Source organism: Streptomyces sp. NPDC028314 (assembly GCF_055565795.1).
On sequence record NZ_JBVHTP010000016.1, the window covers coordinates 77,803 to 93,094 of the forward strand.

Below are 15,292 nucleotides of genomic sequence, written 5' to 3' on the forward strand. Positions count from 1 at the left end.
CGGATATTCGAATTGCTCTATGGTGGAGATCGGGGGAGGTGTTCGATCGAGCGAAGCAGGAGGCCGCGGGTGCCTGGTTTTACGCATCTGCACACCGTTTCGGGGTTCTCCATGCGCTACGGAGGCTCCCACCCGGAACGACTGGCGGAACGCGCCGCCGAGCGGGGCATGGACGCCCTCGCCCTCACCGACCGCGACACCCTCGCGGGCGCGGTGCGGTTCGCGAAGGCCGCCGCGAAGGCCGGGATCCGGCCGCTCTTCGGCGTGAACCTGGCGGTGTCCCCCGCGGCGGTGCGGGGCGCGGGCGGTACGGGCGGACCGGGCCCCGCCGGAGGGCCGGGCGCGGGCGCCGGTACGGCCGGGCCTTCCCGCGCGGGGGCCGTCCCCGCCGGGGCCTCCTCCACCGGTGCTTTCCCCACCGGGGCCGTCCCCGCCGGGGCTTTCCCTGCCGGGGCCGTCCCCGCCGGGGCTCCCCACCCCGAGGCCTCCTACCGGCGGCGGAACCCCGTCAGGGGCGGCGCCTTCGTCGACGAATCCGCCGCCCGGGCCGTCTTCCTCGCCCGCGACGGCGCCGCCGGCTGGGCCGAGCTGTGCCGGCTGGTCACCGCCGCCCACGCGGGCGGCCCCGACGTCCCGCTGCTGACCTGGGACGCCCTGCGCGAAGCGCTCGGCGCCTTCGGACTGAGCGGAGTGTTCGTCCTGCTCGGCCCCGGCTCCGAGGTGGGCCGGGCGCTCGCCGCCGGACGCCCCGACCGGGCCGCGCGGCTGCTCGCGCCCTGGCGGGAGCTCTACGGCGACGCGCTGCGCCTGGAGGCCGTCCACCACGGCCGCACCGGCACCGGCCCCGGCTCGCTGCGCCTCGCCGCCCGTACGGTCGGCTTCGCCGTCGAACAGGGCGTGCCGGCGGTGCTCACCAACGCCGTCCGGTACGCCGACCCCGGCCAGGGCCCGGTCGCCGACGTCCTCGACGCGGCCCGCCGGCTGGTCCCCGTGGACCCCCGCAAACAGCTGGACAGCGGCGAGCGCTGGCTCAAGGACCCCGCCGCCATGGCCGAGGCCGCCGACCGGATCGCCCGGGCGGCCGGCCTGCGCCCCGCCGACGCCCGCCGACTGCTCGCCGAGACCCGGCGTACCGCCGATGCCTGCGCCGTCGACCCCGAGGACGACCTCGGCATCGGCTCCGTGCACTTCCCCGAAGCCCGGCTCGTCGGCGCCGCCCACCGCACCGCCCAGCGGGTGCTGACCTCCCGCGCCTCCGCCGGCATGGTGCTGCGCGGCTACGCCGACGACCGAGCGTACTGGGAGCGGATGCACCAGGAGCTCGACGTCATCGCCTACCACGGCTTCGCCTCGTACTTCCTGACGGTCGCTCAAGTCGTGGACGACGTACGGGATATGGGCATCCGGGTGGCAGCCCGCGGCTCCGGCGCCGGCTCCCTCGTCAACCACCTCCTCGGGATCGCGCACGCCGACCCCGTCGCGAACGGCCTGCTGATGGAGCGCTTCCTGTCCAAACGCCGCCGTGTCCTGCCCGACATCGACATCGACGTGGAATCAGCCCGCCGGCTGGAGGTCTACCGGCGGATCATCGACCGGTTCGGCGCCGAGCGCGTCGCCACCGTCTCCATGCCCGAGACCTACCGGGTCCGGCACGCCATCCGCGATGTCGGCGCTGCCCTGTCCATGGACCCGGCCGCCGTCGACCGGCTCGCCAAGGCCTTCCCGCACATCCGGGCCCGCGACGCCCGCGCGGCCCTCGCCGAGCTGCCCGAGCTGAAGGACGTGCGCGAGGAGTCGTACGGCCGGCTCTGGGAGCTGGTCGAGGCGCTGGACGCGCTGCCGCGCGGGATCGCCATGCACCCGTGCGGGGTGCTGCTCTCCGACGCCTCGCTGCTCGCCCGCACCCCGGTCGTCCCGAGCAGCGGCGAGGGCTTCCCGATGTCCCAGTTCGACAAGGACGACGTGGAGGAGCTCGGGCTGCTCAAGCTCGACGTGCTCGGCGTACGCATGCAGTCCGCGATGGCCCACGCCGTCGCGGAGATCCGCCGCGCCACCGGGGACGAGCTCGACCTGGACGACCCCGTGCAGGTGCCGCCCGGCGACGGGGCGACGTACGAACTGATCCGCTCGGCCGAGACGCTGGGCTGCTTCCAGATCGAGTCGCCGGGCCAGCGCGACCTGGTGGGGAGGCTCCAGCCGGCCACCTTCCACGACCTGGTCGTCGACATCTCCCTCTTCCGGCCCGGGCCGGTGGCCGCCGACATGGTGCGGCCCTTCATCGAGGCCCGGCACGGGCGGGCCCCCGTCCGCTTCCCGCACCCGGACCTCGCGGACGCGCTGCGCGAGACGTACGGGGTGGTGGTCTTCCACGAGCAGATCATCGAGATCGTGAACGTCCTGACCGGCTGCGGCCGGGACGAGGCGGACCGGGTGCGGCGCGGGCTGTCCGACCCGGAGTCGCAGGGCCGGATCAAGGTCTGGTTCGCGGCGGCGGCGCGGGAGCGCGGCTACTCGGCCGAGGTGATCGGCCGGACCTGGGAGATCGTGGAAGCCTTCGGCTCGTACGGGTTCTGCAAGGCGCACGCGGTGGCCTTCGCCGTGCCCACCTACCAGTCGGCCTGGCTCAAGGCCCACCACCCGGCGGCCTTCTACGCCGGGCTCCTCACCCACGACCCCGGCATGTACCCGAAGCGGCTGCTGCTGGCGGACGCGCGGCGCCGGGGCGTGCCGGTGCTGCCGCTGGACGTGAACCGGTCGGCGGTCGCCCACCGCATCGAACTGGTGTCCGGTAAGGGCTGGGGGCTCCGGCTCGCCCTGGCCGACGTCCACGGCATCAGCGGGGCCGAGGCGGCCCGGATCGAGGCCGGGGCGCCGTACGCCTCCCTGCGCGACTTCTGGGACCGGGCCCACCCCGGCCGACCGGTGGCCGAACGGCTCGCACAGGTAGGGGCGTTGGACTCCTTCGGCGCGAACCGGCGTGACCTGATGCTGCACTTGGCCGAGCTGCACGGTGTCCAGCGGGCGGCCGGCGGCCGGGGAGGAGCCGGGGACGGCGGCCGGGGAGGAGCCGGGGACGGCGGCCGGGGAACCGCCCGGGGGAGTGCCCAACTACCGCTGGACGGTGGCCAGTCCACGGCCCCCGTCGGCCTGCCCGACCTGACCGAGGCCGAGCGGCTCAGCGCCGAACTCGGCGTCCTCGGCATGGACGCCTCGCGGCACCTCATGGGGGACCACCACGCCTTCCTGGCCGAGCTCGGCGTGGTCCCGGCACACCGGCTGCGCGACACCGAACACGGGCAGACGGTCCTGGTCGCGGGAGCCAAGGCGGCCACCCAGACCCCGCCGATCCGGTCCGGGAAGCGGGTCATCTTCACCACCCTCGACGACGGGACCGGCCTGGTCGACCTGGCCTTCTTCGACGACAGCCACGAGGCCTGCGCCCACACCGTCTTCCACTCCTTCCTGCTGCTGGTACGAGGAGTCGTGCAGCGGCGCGGCCCGCAGAGCCTGAGCGTGGTCGGGGCGGCGGCCTGGAACCTGGCCGAGCTGGTCGAACTGCGCGGGGAGAGCGGCCTGGAGGCGGTCACGGCCCGGCTGTCGGAGCCGGTGCGCGAGGGCGCCCCCGACTCCGGCGGCCGCCGCATCCACCTGCCGACCGGCTACGAGATGAACCCGTGGGCCGACCTCCAGCCGCCCGGTGAACGCGCCGCGACCGGCCGCAAGCTGTGGCACTCCAGCCCGGGGAGCGCGGGATGAGCCGTAGCGGTGTGCTCCACGTGCGGTGCGCCCCGACGCTGACCGGGGAGGGCTACCGGGAGGTCCTGGAGCTCCTGCGGGAGTTCTCCCCGGTCGTCCAGGCCCTGCCGCCGCGCGCCGCCCTGGTCCAGGTGCGGGGAGCCCAGCGGTACTTCGGCATCGGCGCCGCCCGGATCGCCGAGGTGGTCCGGCTGCGCGCGGTGGCCCGGCTGGGCACCGACGTCCGGATCGGGGTCGCCGGGACCTGGGCGGTGGCGGCCATGGCCTCCGCCCGGGTCCCGGGGCCCGGCGGGATCCTGGCCGTGGCCGACGAAGAGGTGCCCGGCTTCCTCGGACCGCTGCCGGTGGAGGCACTGCACGGGCTCGGCTCCCGGCAGGCCGAGGCGCTGCGCGGGTACGGGCTCCACACCGTCGGGGCGCTCACCCAGGTCCCGCCCGGGGTCGTCGAGCGGATCCTCGGCAAACGGGCCGGCCGGCTGTTCGCGGAGCGCGCCCGCGGGATCGACCCGCGCCCGGTCACCCCGCGGGACCTGCCCTCCTCGGCCGCCGTAAGCAGCGGCTTCACCCGGGAGGAACTGGACGGCCCGCACGCCCGGGCCGCCCTCCTCGGCCTGGTGGTCCGGCTCGGCGCGGTCCTGCGCGGCCGCCGTCAGGCAGCCCGGTCCCTGTCCCTGACCCTGCGGTTCGCGGGCGGCATGCGCTGGGAGAAGTCCAGGCGGCTGGCGGAACCCTCCGCGCACGACGAGGACCTGCGCACCATGGCGTACCGGCTGATGGACGCGGCGGGTCTGCAGCGGGCCCGGCTGACCGGCATGGTGCTCCGGGCCGAGGACCTGACCGGCGCCGAACGAGTGGCCCGGCAGATCTCCCTGGACCCGGTCCGCGAATCCCGGCTGACGGTGGAGGCGGCCATCGACCGGGCCAACGCCCGCTTCGGCGCGGGCACGGTCCGCCCCGCGGCCACCTTTTTCGGCGGCTCGGTTCGCCTCCGGGGCGCTTGAGGCCCCTCTTTTTTTGGCGGCTCGGTTCCCCTCCGGGGCGCCTGGTGCCGGGCTCACAGTCCGTCCGTGCTCAGAAACCGCTCGTTCCCCTTTTTCGGCGGCTCGGTTCCCCTCCGGGGCGCCTGGTGCCGGGCTCACAGTCCGTCCGTGCTCAGAAACCGCTCGTTCCTCGCGGTTTCCTCCGCGCGCACGGCCTGTTCCCCCGGCGCGCCCCTTCGGCTCACTCGCCGGGGCGCGCCCCTTCGGCTCACTCGCCGGGGCGCGCCCCTTCGGCTCACTCGCCGGGGCGCGCCCCTTCGGCTCACTCGCCGAGGTCGGGCAGGAGGCGGGCGGCCGTCGCCGTGCGCAGTGGGGCGGTCTGGGCCTGGATCAGGTGGAACTGGGCCTCCCGCGAGAGTCGCCCGGCCGTGTTGCCGTACTGGATCGCGCGCCCGCCGGCCACCGCCACGCAGGCCGCGGCCGCCCGTACGGCCAGGTCCAGGCTCGCGGCCCGCAGCCGCAGCCGGTCCGCGGCCCCTTCCCCCGGCGGGAGTTCGTCCCGTAGCGCGTACGCCTCGGCGCGCAGCCGGGCGGCCCGATCCGCGACCCGCAGGCCCAGGTCCTCGTACCCCTGCGCGCCGAGCAGGAAGTCGGCCGTGGCGCGCAGCTGGCCGAAGACGGCCGGCTGGGCGTCGCAGTTCTCCAGGTCGTAGGCCTGCGCCCAGTCGGCCCGCGGCTCCCGCACCACCACCTCGGCGTCCGCCACGTGCAGGTCGCGCAGCTCGACGGCGGCCGTGTGCGTACCGCGCATCGCCCACAGCGGGGCCGAGGGGACCGCGGTCAGGGCGCCGCCCGGCAGACAGTCCACCGGGGCGAACAGCACCTCGTCCCGCGGGGTGAGGGCGCCCAGGTACACCACGTCGGCCAGCCCCCAGCCCGTCATCCACGGCACCCGCCCCGACAGCCGCCACCCACCCGGGGCCCGCCGGGCCGTGACGGGCGGGCGCGGATGCCGCAAGAAGGCGAAACCGGCCGTCGCCCGCCGCTCACCGCGGGCGAGCACCGGCAGCCAGGCCTCGCCGAGGCTGGGTCACCGCTCCTCAACAGGCCCTTCGACAGGGCGAAATGCTGGGTCCACACGAACCACGTCGACGGGTCGGCCGCCGCCAGCAGCTCGTGGACCTCGCGCGTCACCTGCCGCGCCGTGACCCCGCTCGCCGGGCCCGGTTCGTATGCGATCAGCCCGTACGCACCGCACGCCGCGAGCGCGTCGAGATGGGTCCGCGGCACACCCGCCTCGGCGGTCTCCTCCACGCACGGCCGCAACGTGCGCACCGCCACCTCCGTGACGGCGGCGACCAGCGGCTCGACCGCCAGGCCGGACGGGGTGGCCAGTGCGGTTCCGGCGCCGGGAGCCCTGTGCATGCGGGTCATTGTGCTGGTGCAGCGCCGGAGAGGGGCTCGACACGCGAGTTTTTACCGACGCGTAACTTCCAAGTCTTGCTACTCGCCCGTAATTTGACGGCAGCAGCTCCCCCTTGTGATCCGGATCACGGGACGAACCCCCACGCCCTTTCCCCTTGACCCGCAAGGAGATCACACGATGCTGCCCTGGAGACGACTGCTCCGCCCGCTGGCCGTCCTCGCCCTGACCACCGCCGCGCTCGTCGCCCCCACCGGCACCGCGCAGGCCTCGTCCGCCCCCAGCAGCGGCTGGAACAACTGGTCCTGCAAGCCGTCCGCCGCCCATCCGCGCCCCGTCGTCCTCGTGCACGGCACCTTGGGCAACTCCGTCGACAACTGGCTGGGTCTGGCTCCGTACCTCGTACACCGCGGCTACTGCGTCTACTCCCTGGACTACGGACAACTGCCCGGGGTGCCCTTCTTCCACGGGCTCGGCCCCATCGACAAGTCCGCCGGGCAGCTCGACGCCTTCGTCGACAAGGTGCTGGCCGCCACCGGAGCCGGCAAGACCGACATCATCGGACACTCCCAGGGCGGCATGATGCCGCGCTACTACCTGAAGTTCCTGGGCGGCGCCGACAAGGTCAACGCACTGGTCGGGCTGGCCCCCGACAACCACGGCACCACCCTGAACGGACTGACCCAGCTGCTTCCGTACTTCCCCGGTGCCGGGGACCTGATCAGCTCGGCGACCCCGGGCCTGGCCGACCAGATCGCCGGATCCCCCTTCATCACCAAGCTCAACGCCGGCGGGGACACCGTCCCCGGAGTGAAGTACACGGTGATCGCGACCCGGTACGACGAGGTGGTCACCCCCTACCAGAGCGGCTTCCTCAGCGGCTCGAACGTACGCAACGTCGTACTCCAGGACCTGTGCGCCCTGGACCTCTCGGAACACGTGGCCATCGGCCTGACCGACCGGATCGCCTGGCACGAGGCGGTCAACGCCCTCGACCCGGCACACGCCGAACGGACCACCTGCGCCTCGGTCTTCGAGTGACCGGGAGCCGCGGGCGGTCCGTCGGAACGCTTCTCTAGCTAGCGGCCGTGGCGGCCCGCCGTGGTACGGCGGCGGGCCAGAGCGAACAGCACGGCCGCACCGACGGCGAGGGCGCCCGCACCGGCGATCGCGATCGCCGGAGTGGCGCTGTCGCCACCCGTCTCGGCGAGATTGCCGTCCTTGGCGCCGGCGGAGGACTGCGCGGCGACCGGGACGGCGGCGGCCTCGCCGTTCGTCTTCGGGTCGTTGTCACCGTGGCCGTTGTGCTCGACGGAGGACTTGGCGGCGCCGTCCGCGATCTGCTGGTCGGTCGGCACCTTGGCCGGCGGGAGCTCGCCGTCCGCGGCGGGGGTGCCGGTGCCGGTGCCGGGCCTGCCGCCGGGCTCGGTCGACGCGGTGGCGCCCGGCTTCGCGCTCGCGCCGGTTCCGGGCTTGGCGGTGGGCTTGCCCCCCGAGCCGCCCGTGCTCCCCGAGCCGCCGGCGTTGCCCCCGTTGCCCCCGTTGTCCTTGCCGAACACCACGTCCGAGCAGGTGTAGAAGGCCTCCGGGCTGTCCGAGCGCTGCCAGACGCTGTAGATCAGGTGGCGGCCGGTCTTGTTCGGGACGGTGCCGGAGAAGACGTAGTCGCCGTTCTGCATGCCCGGGTCGGTGGCCTTCGCGAACGGCGCCGGCTCCAGGTCGGACCACTTCAGCGGCTTCGACGGGTCGTAGCCGTCCTTCGTCACGTACAGCTCGAAGGAGCCCTTGTGCGGGGCGGTGCCCTTGTAGCGGAAGGTGTGCGAGCCGGCCGTCATCGGGCTGGCCGGCCAGTCGGCGCGGGCCAGGTCCAGACCCTTGTACTTGCTGTTGCCCGCCGAGCACAGCTGGCCGTCCGGGATCAGCGACTTGCTCTGCCCGGCCGCGTTCGCGATGTTCACCGCGTTCCAGTCGTAGAACGCCTGCGAGCCGCTCGCCGAGACCGCCGCCTTGCACGCCGCCGACTGCGGGGCCTCCGGACCCTCCGCGTAGCAGGCCGCCACCCGGCTGACCGGGTCCGTCATCGAACCGTGGGCGGCCGCCGGCACGGCGGCGTACGCGGCCACCGCGAGCGGGACCAGGCCGACGGTGACGCGGCCGGCGGTACGGACGGCGGTGCGGCGTACGTGGCGCATGGGTGGAACTCCTCTGGGCAGAGCGGCAGAACGGGCAGCACGAGTCATGGGTGGGCCAGTACGAGCGGGCTGAGCGGCGCCGTCCCCGCAACGCGGTGCCGGCGCCGTCTCCGGCCCTCCCTGGCTCGGCCAAGCTAGCCGCCCGGACCCCCTGTTCCACCCGGATCCGGGCCCGGAAGTTGATCCTTAGGGTCCACTTAAGACAGCGGTAAGAAGGGGCTCAGGAACCGGGCTCGCCCCTGCTGTCGGCGCACCATCTCGCTGTCCGGTCAGACGAGGAGCGCCGCCAGACCGGCTGCCGTGCGGGCCTGGCGGTCCAGGGCGTCGAGGGCCCGTACCGCCTCGGCGGCGGCCGCCGGGTCGGTGGTGGCGAGGCCGCTCTCCTCGAACTCGTCCTCGTCCAGCCGCAGGACCTCGGCCCCGTCCGCCGAGACCCACAGGTCGAGGTCGAGGTCCTCCACCAGGATCTCGCCGTCCTCGACCACGGCCGGGCGGGTGATGTCGCAGTACCAGCCCTTGAGGAGGCCCTCGCCCGTCCGGACCTCCTTGACCGCGTACCAGCGGGTGCGCCAGAAGTGCTCGGTGAACACGTCGCCCGGCTCGAAGCGCACGAAGCCGAAGTCCCGTACGCCCTCGGCGGCCCAGGGGGCGCGGACGGAGATCCGGTCGCCGGTGTCGGCCACCAGGCCGGCCGGATAGCGGATCTTGGTGCGGCCGGCCTTGGTGAGGGCGACGGTGAGCTGGTCGGTCATGGGTGCTGGTCTCCTGTTTTCTTCCGGATCCGGGGGCGGGGTGTTCGGGGTGTTTCAGGGCTTGCGCAGCTTCTTCGCGAAGCGGGTCTCGGTGGCGCAGATCTCGTATCCGAACCACCTGTTGACGGCGAGCATCGGCTCGTTCCCGGCGTCGTTGCCGGTGAAGGCCTGCGTGCAGCCCGCCGCGAGGGCCCGGTGCAGGGAGGCCGTCTTGGCGAGCTTGGCCAGGCCGCGGCCCCGGTGGGCGCGCCGGGTTCCGGTCATCGCCGAGCCGTAGCGGCCCGTACCGTCGGTGCGGGCCGCCGCGAACGCGGCCACCTCTCCGTCGACCAGGACGACCGTCGTCAGCTCCTTGTCGAGCGTGGGCTCGTGCCAGACGCCGCTCAGCCAGGCCTCGTAGTCGTCCAGCAGCACCGGTACGTCGCCCGGCTCGTCGGCGGTCACCTCCGCGTCCGCCTCGTACAGCGGGCGCGGATCCTCCGCGAAGGCCGAAGCGGGACGCAGCTCCACCCCCTCGGGCAGGGCGACCGGGTACGGGGGCAGGGCGGCCGGGGTGAGCTCCAGCCGCAGGAAGTGCGCGGAGCGGCCGGGGCGGTAGCCGTGCCGCCCGGCGAACGCGCGGTGGGCGGGCTCGTCGAGGACCCAGACGTACGCGTCCACCGCGCCCTCGGCGGCCAGGTGCTCCTCGGCCGCGCGCAGCAGGGCGGTTCCGGCACCCAGACCCCGGTGGGCGGGATGCACGTACGCGTTGACGTACGAAGCGCCCGCGTCGGGGCTGTCGTACGCGATCCCGACCTGGGCGGTACCGATGACGTGCCCGTCCGCGGTCTCGGCGAGGAGAAGCCGGTAGCGCCTGGCGGGGTGGGCGGAGGCGAGCTCGTAGGCCACCCCGGCCGACGTCGTGATCATGAACGGGAGTGCCGCGCGCCGTACCCGGGCGACGGACTCGGCGTCCCCGAGGTCGCCGGGGCGCAGGTCGCGGATCGAAAGGGTCATGGGCCCGACGCTAGGGCGAGGCGGTCGGGGACGCCTCCGAATTTCGCCGGGGATGGGAGACAATCGGCCCCGTGACCTCGACTTCCACGAACCTGAAGATCAAGATCGACGGCTCGGCCGGCGCTGCCGCCCCGTACGAACAGCTGCGCGCGCAGATCTCGGCGGGGGCGCGGGCGGGGCGCCTGCCGGTGGGGTTCAAGCTGCCGACGGTCCGCGGGCTCGCGGAGGAACTGGGGCTGGCGGCGAACACGGTCGCGAAGGCGTACCGGGCGCTGGAGGCGGACGGGGTCGTGGAGACCCGGGGCCGCAACGGGACCTTCGTCGCGGCCGCGGGCGACTCGGCCTCCCGGGAGGCGGCCGCCGCCGCGCAGGCGTACGCGGAGCGGGCCCACCGGCTGGGGCTGACCTTCGACGAGGCAACGGCCGCGGCCCTGGAGGGGCTTCGGGCGCGGTACGGGAAGTAGCGCGGGCGGCACGTAGCGCCTACGGGCAGCGGCACGTACCGGAGCAGCGGTTACCGGAGCGGCGCGTACGGCAGCAACGCGTACCGGAGCGGCGCGTACCGCAGCAGTGCCTACCCGAGCGGCGCCTGCGGGGGCGCGCGCCCACCGGCCGGTGTCAGGCCTCGCGCCGGAGTTCCGCCCTGAGGTGGTGCTGCATGGGCTGACCCATGGCCGCCATCTCCTGCACCACCGTCAGCTCCCCGTCGCCGAAGGTGTACCGGCGCTTCATCGCGGTCACCTCCTTGGCCCGCGGGGTCCGCGCCACGTTGTCGGTCTCGATCTCGATCTCCGTGCCGGAGACCCGGCCCACGTACGTCTCCACGATCCCGGTCGGGTGGGCCAGGGTGACCTCCAGCGAGGCGTCCGGCATGACCCGCCACCAGCCGCTCTCCCGCCCCGAGGGGCGCAGCGCCGTCCCTGCCCCGTCGACGAGCCACGCGCGCGACTCGTAGCGCAGGAAGGGCCGGCCGTCATGGCTGAAGGTGATCTCCTGCTCGTACCGGAAACCCTGCTCCAGGGTCGGGTACTCGCCCTGCCCCCGGCCGTGCCAGCGCCCCAGGAGGGCGAGCACCGGAGCGAGCTGCGGATGCGGCTCGGGGCCTTCGCCGGGGGTGTGGCTGTCGGGGTACGGGTTCTCCTGCGCCGGTGCGGGCACGGGGCACTCTCCTGTTCGGTGGACCTCCCCGCGGCGGGCGTTCCCGGCCGGCGGGGCTGCGGCTACGGCGCCATTGTCGCCGTCCCGCCCCGGGGAGCACGCGCCGCCACCCGGCCCGGCTCCCGCGGGCGCGGCCCGCGGACCTCGTACGGAGCCCATACGGGGCCCGTACGCGCGGCCCGCCTACAGGTACAGCCCGGCCTCGGCCCCGTGGCCCTGCGGAGGCAGCAGCGCGGCCGGTCCCGTACCTCGCCGGAGCGCGAAGAGCTCGGCCAGCGTGGCGCCCTCGCGGGAGATGCCCTCGTCGGTGCCGAGCCAGTCGGCCGCCTCGCGGTGGGTCAGCCGGCCGACCTCGATGCGGGCCAGGCAGCGGCCCGGCCGGACCACGGCCGGGTGGAGCCGTTCCAGGTCCTCGTTGGTCGTGACGCCGACCAGGACGTTGCGGCCCTGGCCCAGCAGACCGTCCGTCAGGTTCAGCAGCCGCGACAGGGCCTGCCCGGCCTGGTGCCGGGCCTCGCCGCGGATGAGCTCGTCGCAGTCCTCCAGCAGCAGCAGCCGCCAGCGGCCCTTCGCGGTGCCCTCGTCCTCGCCGATGGCGATGTCCATCAGGTAGCCCACGTCGTTGAACAGCCGTTCCGGGTCCAGGACGCAGTCCACCTGGCACCAGTCCCGCCATGACCGCGCCAGCGTGCGCAGGGCCGAGGTCTTCCCGGTGCCCGGCGGGCCGTGGAGCAGCAGCAGCCGGCCCGCGATGTCGTCGGGGGTGACCTTCATCAGCCGGTCCATCGCCCCGGCGACCGGCGCGGTGTAGTTCGGCCGCACCTCCGCCCAGGTGCCCGCGGCGATCTGCCGGGTGGTGCGGTACGGGCCGCGGCGCGGGGAGACGTACCAGAAGCCCATGGTGACGTTCTCGGGCTGCGGTTCGGGCTCGTCCTGGGCCCCGTCCGTGGCCTCGCCGAGCACGCCGGAGGCCAGTTCGTCGCTGACCGCCGTCACGGTCACGTCCGCGCCCCGGCTCCAACGCGACACGAGTACGGTCCAGCCCTCGCCCTCCGCGAGGGTGGCGCTGCGGTCGGTGTCGCGCGCCGAGCGCAGCACCTTCGCCCCGGGCGGCAGCAGGGTCGCCTCCGTCTTCACCCGCTCGATGGAGACGCTCTGCGAGTACGGCTGCTCGCCGGACGCGAACCGGCCCAGGAACAGGGCGTCGACGACATCCGAGGGCGAGTCGCTGTCGTCGACGTTGAGCCTGATCGGCAGTGCGTCCTGCGGGTTGGCTGGCATGGCGCCCATGATCCGGCACGAACTGTCCTCGTGCACCCGTGTTTCGCCGGAACGGGTGGCCAAGTTCCCTCTTCAAACGCATCGGTGGTGAAGATTCCGGCCACGACTCTGCCCCGAATATTCTTGGCATGGACACTTCCAGAACCCCTCGGCTCCTTGTACCACGGACTCAGGAGTAACCCCCACAAGGAGCCGCACACATGAGCAAGAGAATGTCGCGCTTCGCTGCCCTCACCTCCTCCCTCCTCCTCGCCGCAGGCGCCACCCTGTTCGGCGCGGGCCAGGCGGCCGCCACCGCCCGGGCCGACTTCGGCTACGTCGCTCTCGGCGACTCGTACTCGTCCGGCGTCGGCGCCGGCAACTACGACGGTTCCAGCGGCGACTGCAAGCGCACCACCCGCGCCTACCCGGCCCTCTGGGCCGCCGCCCACTCCCCGCAGACCTTCTCCTTCACCGCCTGCTCCGGCGCCCGAACGGGTGACGTCCTCGCCAACCAGCTCGGCCCGCTGAACTCCGGCACCGATCTCGTCAGCATCACCATCGGCGGCAACGACGCCGGCTTCGCCGACGTCATGACGACCTGTGTGCTCCAGTCGGAGTCCACCTGCGTCAGCCGCGTCAACCAGGCCAAGGCCTACGTCGACTCCACCCTCCCCGGGAAGCTCGACCAGGTGTACAGCGCCATCTCCAGCCGGTCCCCGGGCGCCCGCGTGGTCGTCCTCGGCTATCCCCGCTTCTACAAGCTGAACGGATCCTGCGTCGCCGGCCTGACCGAGGGCGAACGCTCCGCCATCAACGGGGCGTCCGACTACCTGAACGCCGCCGTCGCCAAACGCGCCGCCGACCACGGCTTCGCCTTCGCCCCGGTCGCCGGCGCCTTCACGGGCCACGAGATCTGCTCCGGCAGCCCGTGGCTGCACAGCGTCAACTGGGCCAACATCGGGGAGTCCTACCACCCGACGGCCGCCGGACAGTCGGGCGGCTACCTGCCGTCCTTCAGCAGCAAGGCCTGACCGGGGTCCAGGCCCTGGCGTCGGCCGATTCCTCCGCGCTCGGCGTCGGCGTCTCCGTCGGCGTCGGCGTCGGCGTCGGGCCGGGGGAGCCGGAGGGAGCCGGGGAGGAGGGCCCGCCCGTCGGGGCCTCCTTCTCGCACGTCACGGAGAACTCCAGCCACTCCGAGACCGCCTGCGCGGGCCCCCGCACCTCCAGCCGGACCGCGTCGTCGAGGGTCGCCCCGGCGCGGTGGCCGAGCTCGGTGTGGTTGACCTGCCGGGTCCTGGGGCCGCCCGCCTCGTACGTGACGCCCTGCCAGCCCGCGCCGGAGCCGGCCGGCGCCCCACCGCGGGAGACCCAGCGGTACTCCAGCTCGGCGGGGGTCGTGGCCACCTCCAGCGTGCCTGTGAAGGCCGGCGCGCTCACCTGGGCGGGCGGGCAGCTGCCCGCGTAGCTCCCGCGCAGGGTGTGGACGTACAGGGTGACCTTCTGCGCGGGCGCGCCGCCACCGCCGCTCGCCGACGGGGACGCCGGCCCCGACGCGGAGGGGCTGGGCTTCGCGGGCGCCGACTGCGAACTGCCCGCCCCACCCGTCGGCCCGCCGGCCGCGCCGCCGCCCCGGTCCCCGCGGTCCTTCAGCAGCAGCCAGCCCAGTGCGGCCAGCGCCAGCAGCAGCACCACGATCCCGGCCGTCAGCACCAGCCCGGCCCGCCCCTGCCGGGACGCGGACCCGGGTGGGGACCCGGACCCGGACGCGGACCCGGACGCGCCCGCCGGGACCGGCATCGGCATCGGCATCGGCGGCGTCGCCCCGTACGGACCGGCGCCCCGCTCGTGGTGGTGCGCCGCGGCCGTCGGAGAGTCCGGCCCGGACACCGGTCCGCCGGAGGCCCGTACGGCGCCGCCCGCGCCGATGATCCGCAGCATCCGGGCCGCCTCCGCCGCGGGCAGCCGCTCGGCGGGATCCTTGCGCAGCAGGCCCTCCAGTACGGGCGCCAGCGGCCCGGCCCGGCGCGGCGGCGGGAACTCCTCGTCCACCACCGCCCGCAGCGTCGACAGCGGGGTGTCCTGCCGGAACGGCGAGACCCCCTCGACGGCCGCGTACAGCATCACCCCGAGCGACCACAGGTCCGACTCCGGGCCCGGTTCGTGCCCCAACGCCCGCTCCGGTGCCAGGAATTCGGGGGATCCCACCACCTCGCCGGTCATGGTGATGGCCGAGGACCCCTCCAGGCTCGCGATCCCGAAGTCGCTCAGCACGACCCGCCCGTCGTTGGCGACCAGCACGTTGGCGGGCTTGACGTCGCGGTGCAGGACCCCCGACCCGTGCGCGGAGCGCAACGCCGCCAGCACCTGTTCCCCGATGTGCGCGGCCCGCTGCGGGGTCATCGGCCCCTCGCCCTCCAGCACCTCGGCCAGGGAGAGCCCGCGGACCAGCTCCATCACGATCCAGGGGCGGCCGTCCTCGTTCGCCACGTCGTAGACCGTGACGACCCCGCGGTGCGAGACCCGGGCCGCCGCCCAGGCCTCCCGCTCCAGGCGCCGGTACATCCGGCCCACCTCGGCCGCGTCCAGCCCGGCGGGCGCCCGCACCTCCTTGACCGCGACCTCGCGGCCCAGCACCTCGTCGCGCGCCCGCCACACGATTCCCATGCCGCCCCGGCCGAGGGGGCCCAGCAGCCGGTACCGGCCGGCGATGACACGCCCGTCCGCATTCTCGTTCCCACTCATGCGCGCCCCCCGAATGCGTTGCCGGACGAT

13 protein-coding genes are annotated in these 15,292 nt (G+C 74.4%); 5 read left to right on the forward strand and 8 right to left on the reverse strand.

Features of this window, described 5'->3' with window-relative positions; all coding sequences use genetic code 11:
* Positions 1-69: 69 nt before the first annotated feature.
* Entirely contained in the window at positions 70-3,756 is a 3,687-nt protein-coding gene (locus ACZ4TG_RS31080; protein WP_468169087.1) for a DNA polymerase III subunit alpha, read from the forward strand.
* On the forward strand, positions 3,753-4,757 hold the full coding sequence (locus ACZ4TG_RS31085; protein ID WP_468169090.1) for a DNA polymerase Y family protein: 1,005 nt from the start codon (positions 3,753-3,755) through the stop codon (positions 4,755-4,757). Before ACZ4TG_RS31080 ends, ACZ4TG_RS31085 begins: the two co-directional genes overlap by 4 nt.
* Before the next feature lie 301 nt (positions 4,758-5,058).
* Here the strand turns inward: ACZ4TG_RS31085 and ACZ4TG_RS31090 are convergent, their stop codons facing one another.
* Both ACZ4TG_RS31090 and ACZ4TG_RS31095 read right to left on the reverse strand, forming a co-directional pair.
* Entirely contained in the window at positions 5,059-5,679 is a 621-nt protein-coding gene (locus tag ACZ4TG_RS31090; protein ID WP_468169093.1) for a hypothetical protein, read from the reverse strand.
* The gene (locus ACZ4TG_RS31095) at positions 5,676-6,161 is read right to left on the reverse strand and encodes a hypothetical protein (protein ID WP_468169096.1); all 486 of its coding nucleotides are present in this window, start codon (positions 6,159-6,161) and stop codon (positions 5,676-5,678) included. Before ACZ4TG_RS31095 ends, ACZ4TG_RS31090 begins: the two co-directional genes overlap by 4 nt.
* Before the next feature lie 178 nt (positions 6,162-6,339).
* Here ACZ4TG_RS31095 and ACZ4TG_RS31100 point away from each other — a divergent pair, with 178 nt between their 5' ends.
* The gene (locus tag ACZ4TG_RS31100) at positions 6,340-7,200 is read left to right on the forward strand and encodes an esterase/lipase family protein (protein WP_468169099.1); all 861 of its coding nucleotides are present in this window, start codon (positions 6,340-6,342) and stop codon (positions 7,198-7,200) included.
* Between the two features lie 38 nt (positions 7,201-7,238).
* Here the strand turns inward: ACZ4TG_RS31100 and ACZ4TG_RS31105 are convergent, their stop codons facing one another.
* The 3 genes from ACZ4TG_RS31105 to ACZ4TG_RS31115 form a co-directional block, all read right to left on the reverse strand.
* A complete protein-coding gene (locus tag ACZ4TG_RS31105) occupies positions 7,239-8,351 on the reverse strand; it encodes a lytic polysaccharide monooxygenase auxiliary activity family 9 protein (RefSeq protein ID WP_468169102.1) in 1,113 nt (370 codons plus the stop codon).
* Between the two features lie 269 nt (positions 8,352-8,620).
* On the reverse strand, positions 8,621-9,103 hold the full coding sequence (locus ACZ4TG_RS31110) for a ribonuclease FAU-1 family protein (protein ID WP_468169105.1): 483 nt from the start codon (positions 9,101-9,103) through the stop codon (positions 8,621-8,623).
* Between the two features lie 54 nt (positions 9,104-9,157).
* Positions 9,158-10,099 (reverse strand): GNAT family N-acetyltransferase, encoded by a 942-nt coding sequence (locus ACZ4TG_RS31115; RefSeq protein WP_468169108.1) that lies wholly within the window; start codon positions 10,097-10,099, stop codon positions 9,158-9,160.
* A 71-nt stretch (positions 10,100-10,170) separates the two neighbouring features.
* Here ACZ4TG_RS31115 and ACZ4TG_RS31120 point away from each other — a divergent pair, with 71 nt between their 5' ends.
* The gene (locus tag ACZ4TG_RS31120; RefSeq protein WP_468169111.1) at positions 10,171-10,563 is read left to right on the forward strand and encodes a GntR family transcriptional regulator; all 393 of its coding nucleotides are present in this window, start codon (positions 10,171-10,173) and stop codon (positions 10,561-10,563) included.
* 154 nt (positions 10,564-10,717) lie between these two features.
* Here ACZ4TG_RS31120 and ACZ4TG_RS31125 read toward each other — a convergent pair whose 3' ends face one another.
* Complete coding sequence (locus tag ACZ4TG_RS31125; protein WP_468169114.1) at positions 10,718-11,257, reverse strand: heme-binding beta-barrel domain-containing protein; 540 nt, start codon at positions 11,255-11,257, stop codon at positions 10,718-10,720.
* Between the two features lie 183 nt (positions 11,258-11,440).
* A complete protein-coding gene (locus ACZ4TG_RS31130; RefSeq protein WP_468169117.1) occupies positions 11,441-12,538 on the reverse strand; it encodes a DUF5925 domain-containing protein in 1,098 nt (365 codons plus the stop codon).
* 200 nt (positions 12,539-12,738) lie between these two features.
* On the opposite strand from ACZ4TG_RS31130, the gene ACZ4TG_RS31135 reads away from it, so the two are divergent.
* Positions 12,739-13,551 (forward strand): SGNH/GDSL hydrolase family protein, encoded by an 813-nt coding sequence (locus ACZ4TG_RS31135; protein ID WP_468169120.1) that lies wholly within the window; start codon positions 12,739-12,741, stop codon positions 13,549-13,551.
* Here ACZ4TG_RS31135 and ACZ4TG_RS31140 read toward each other — a convergent pair.
* Complete coding sequence (locus ACZ4TG_RS31140; protein WP_468169122.1) at positions 13,535-15,262, reverse strand: serine/threonine-protein kinase; 1,728 nt, start codon at positions 15,260-15,262, stop codon at positions 13,535-13,537. The genes ACZ4TG_RS31135 and ACZ4TG_RS31140 overlap by 17 nt on opposite strands.
* Between the last annotated feature and the right edge of the window lie 30 nt (positions 15,263-15,292).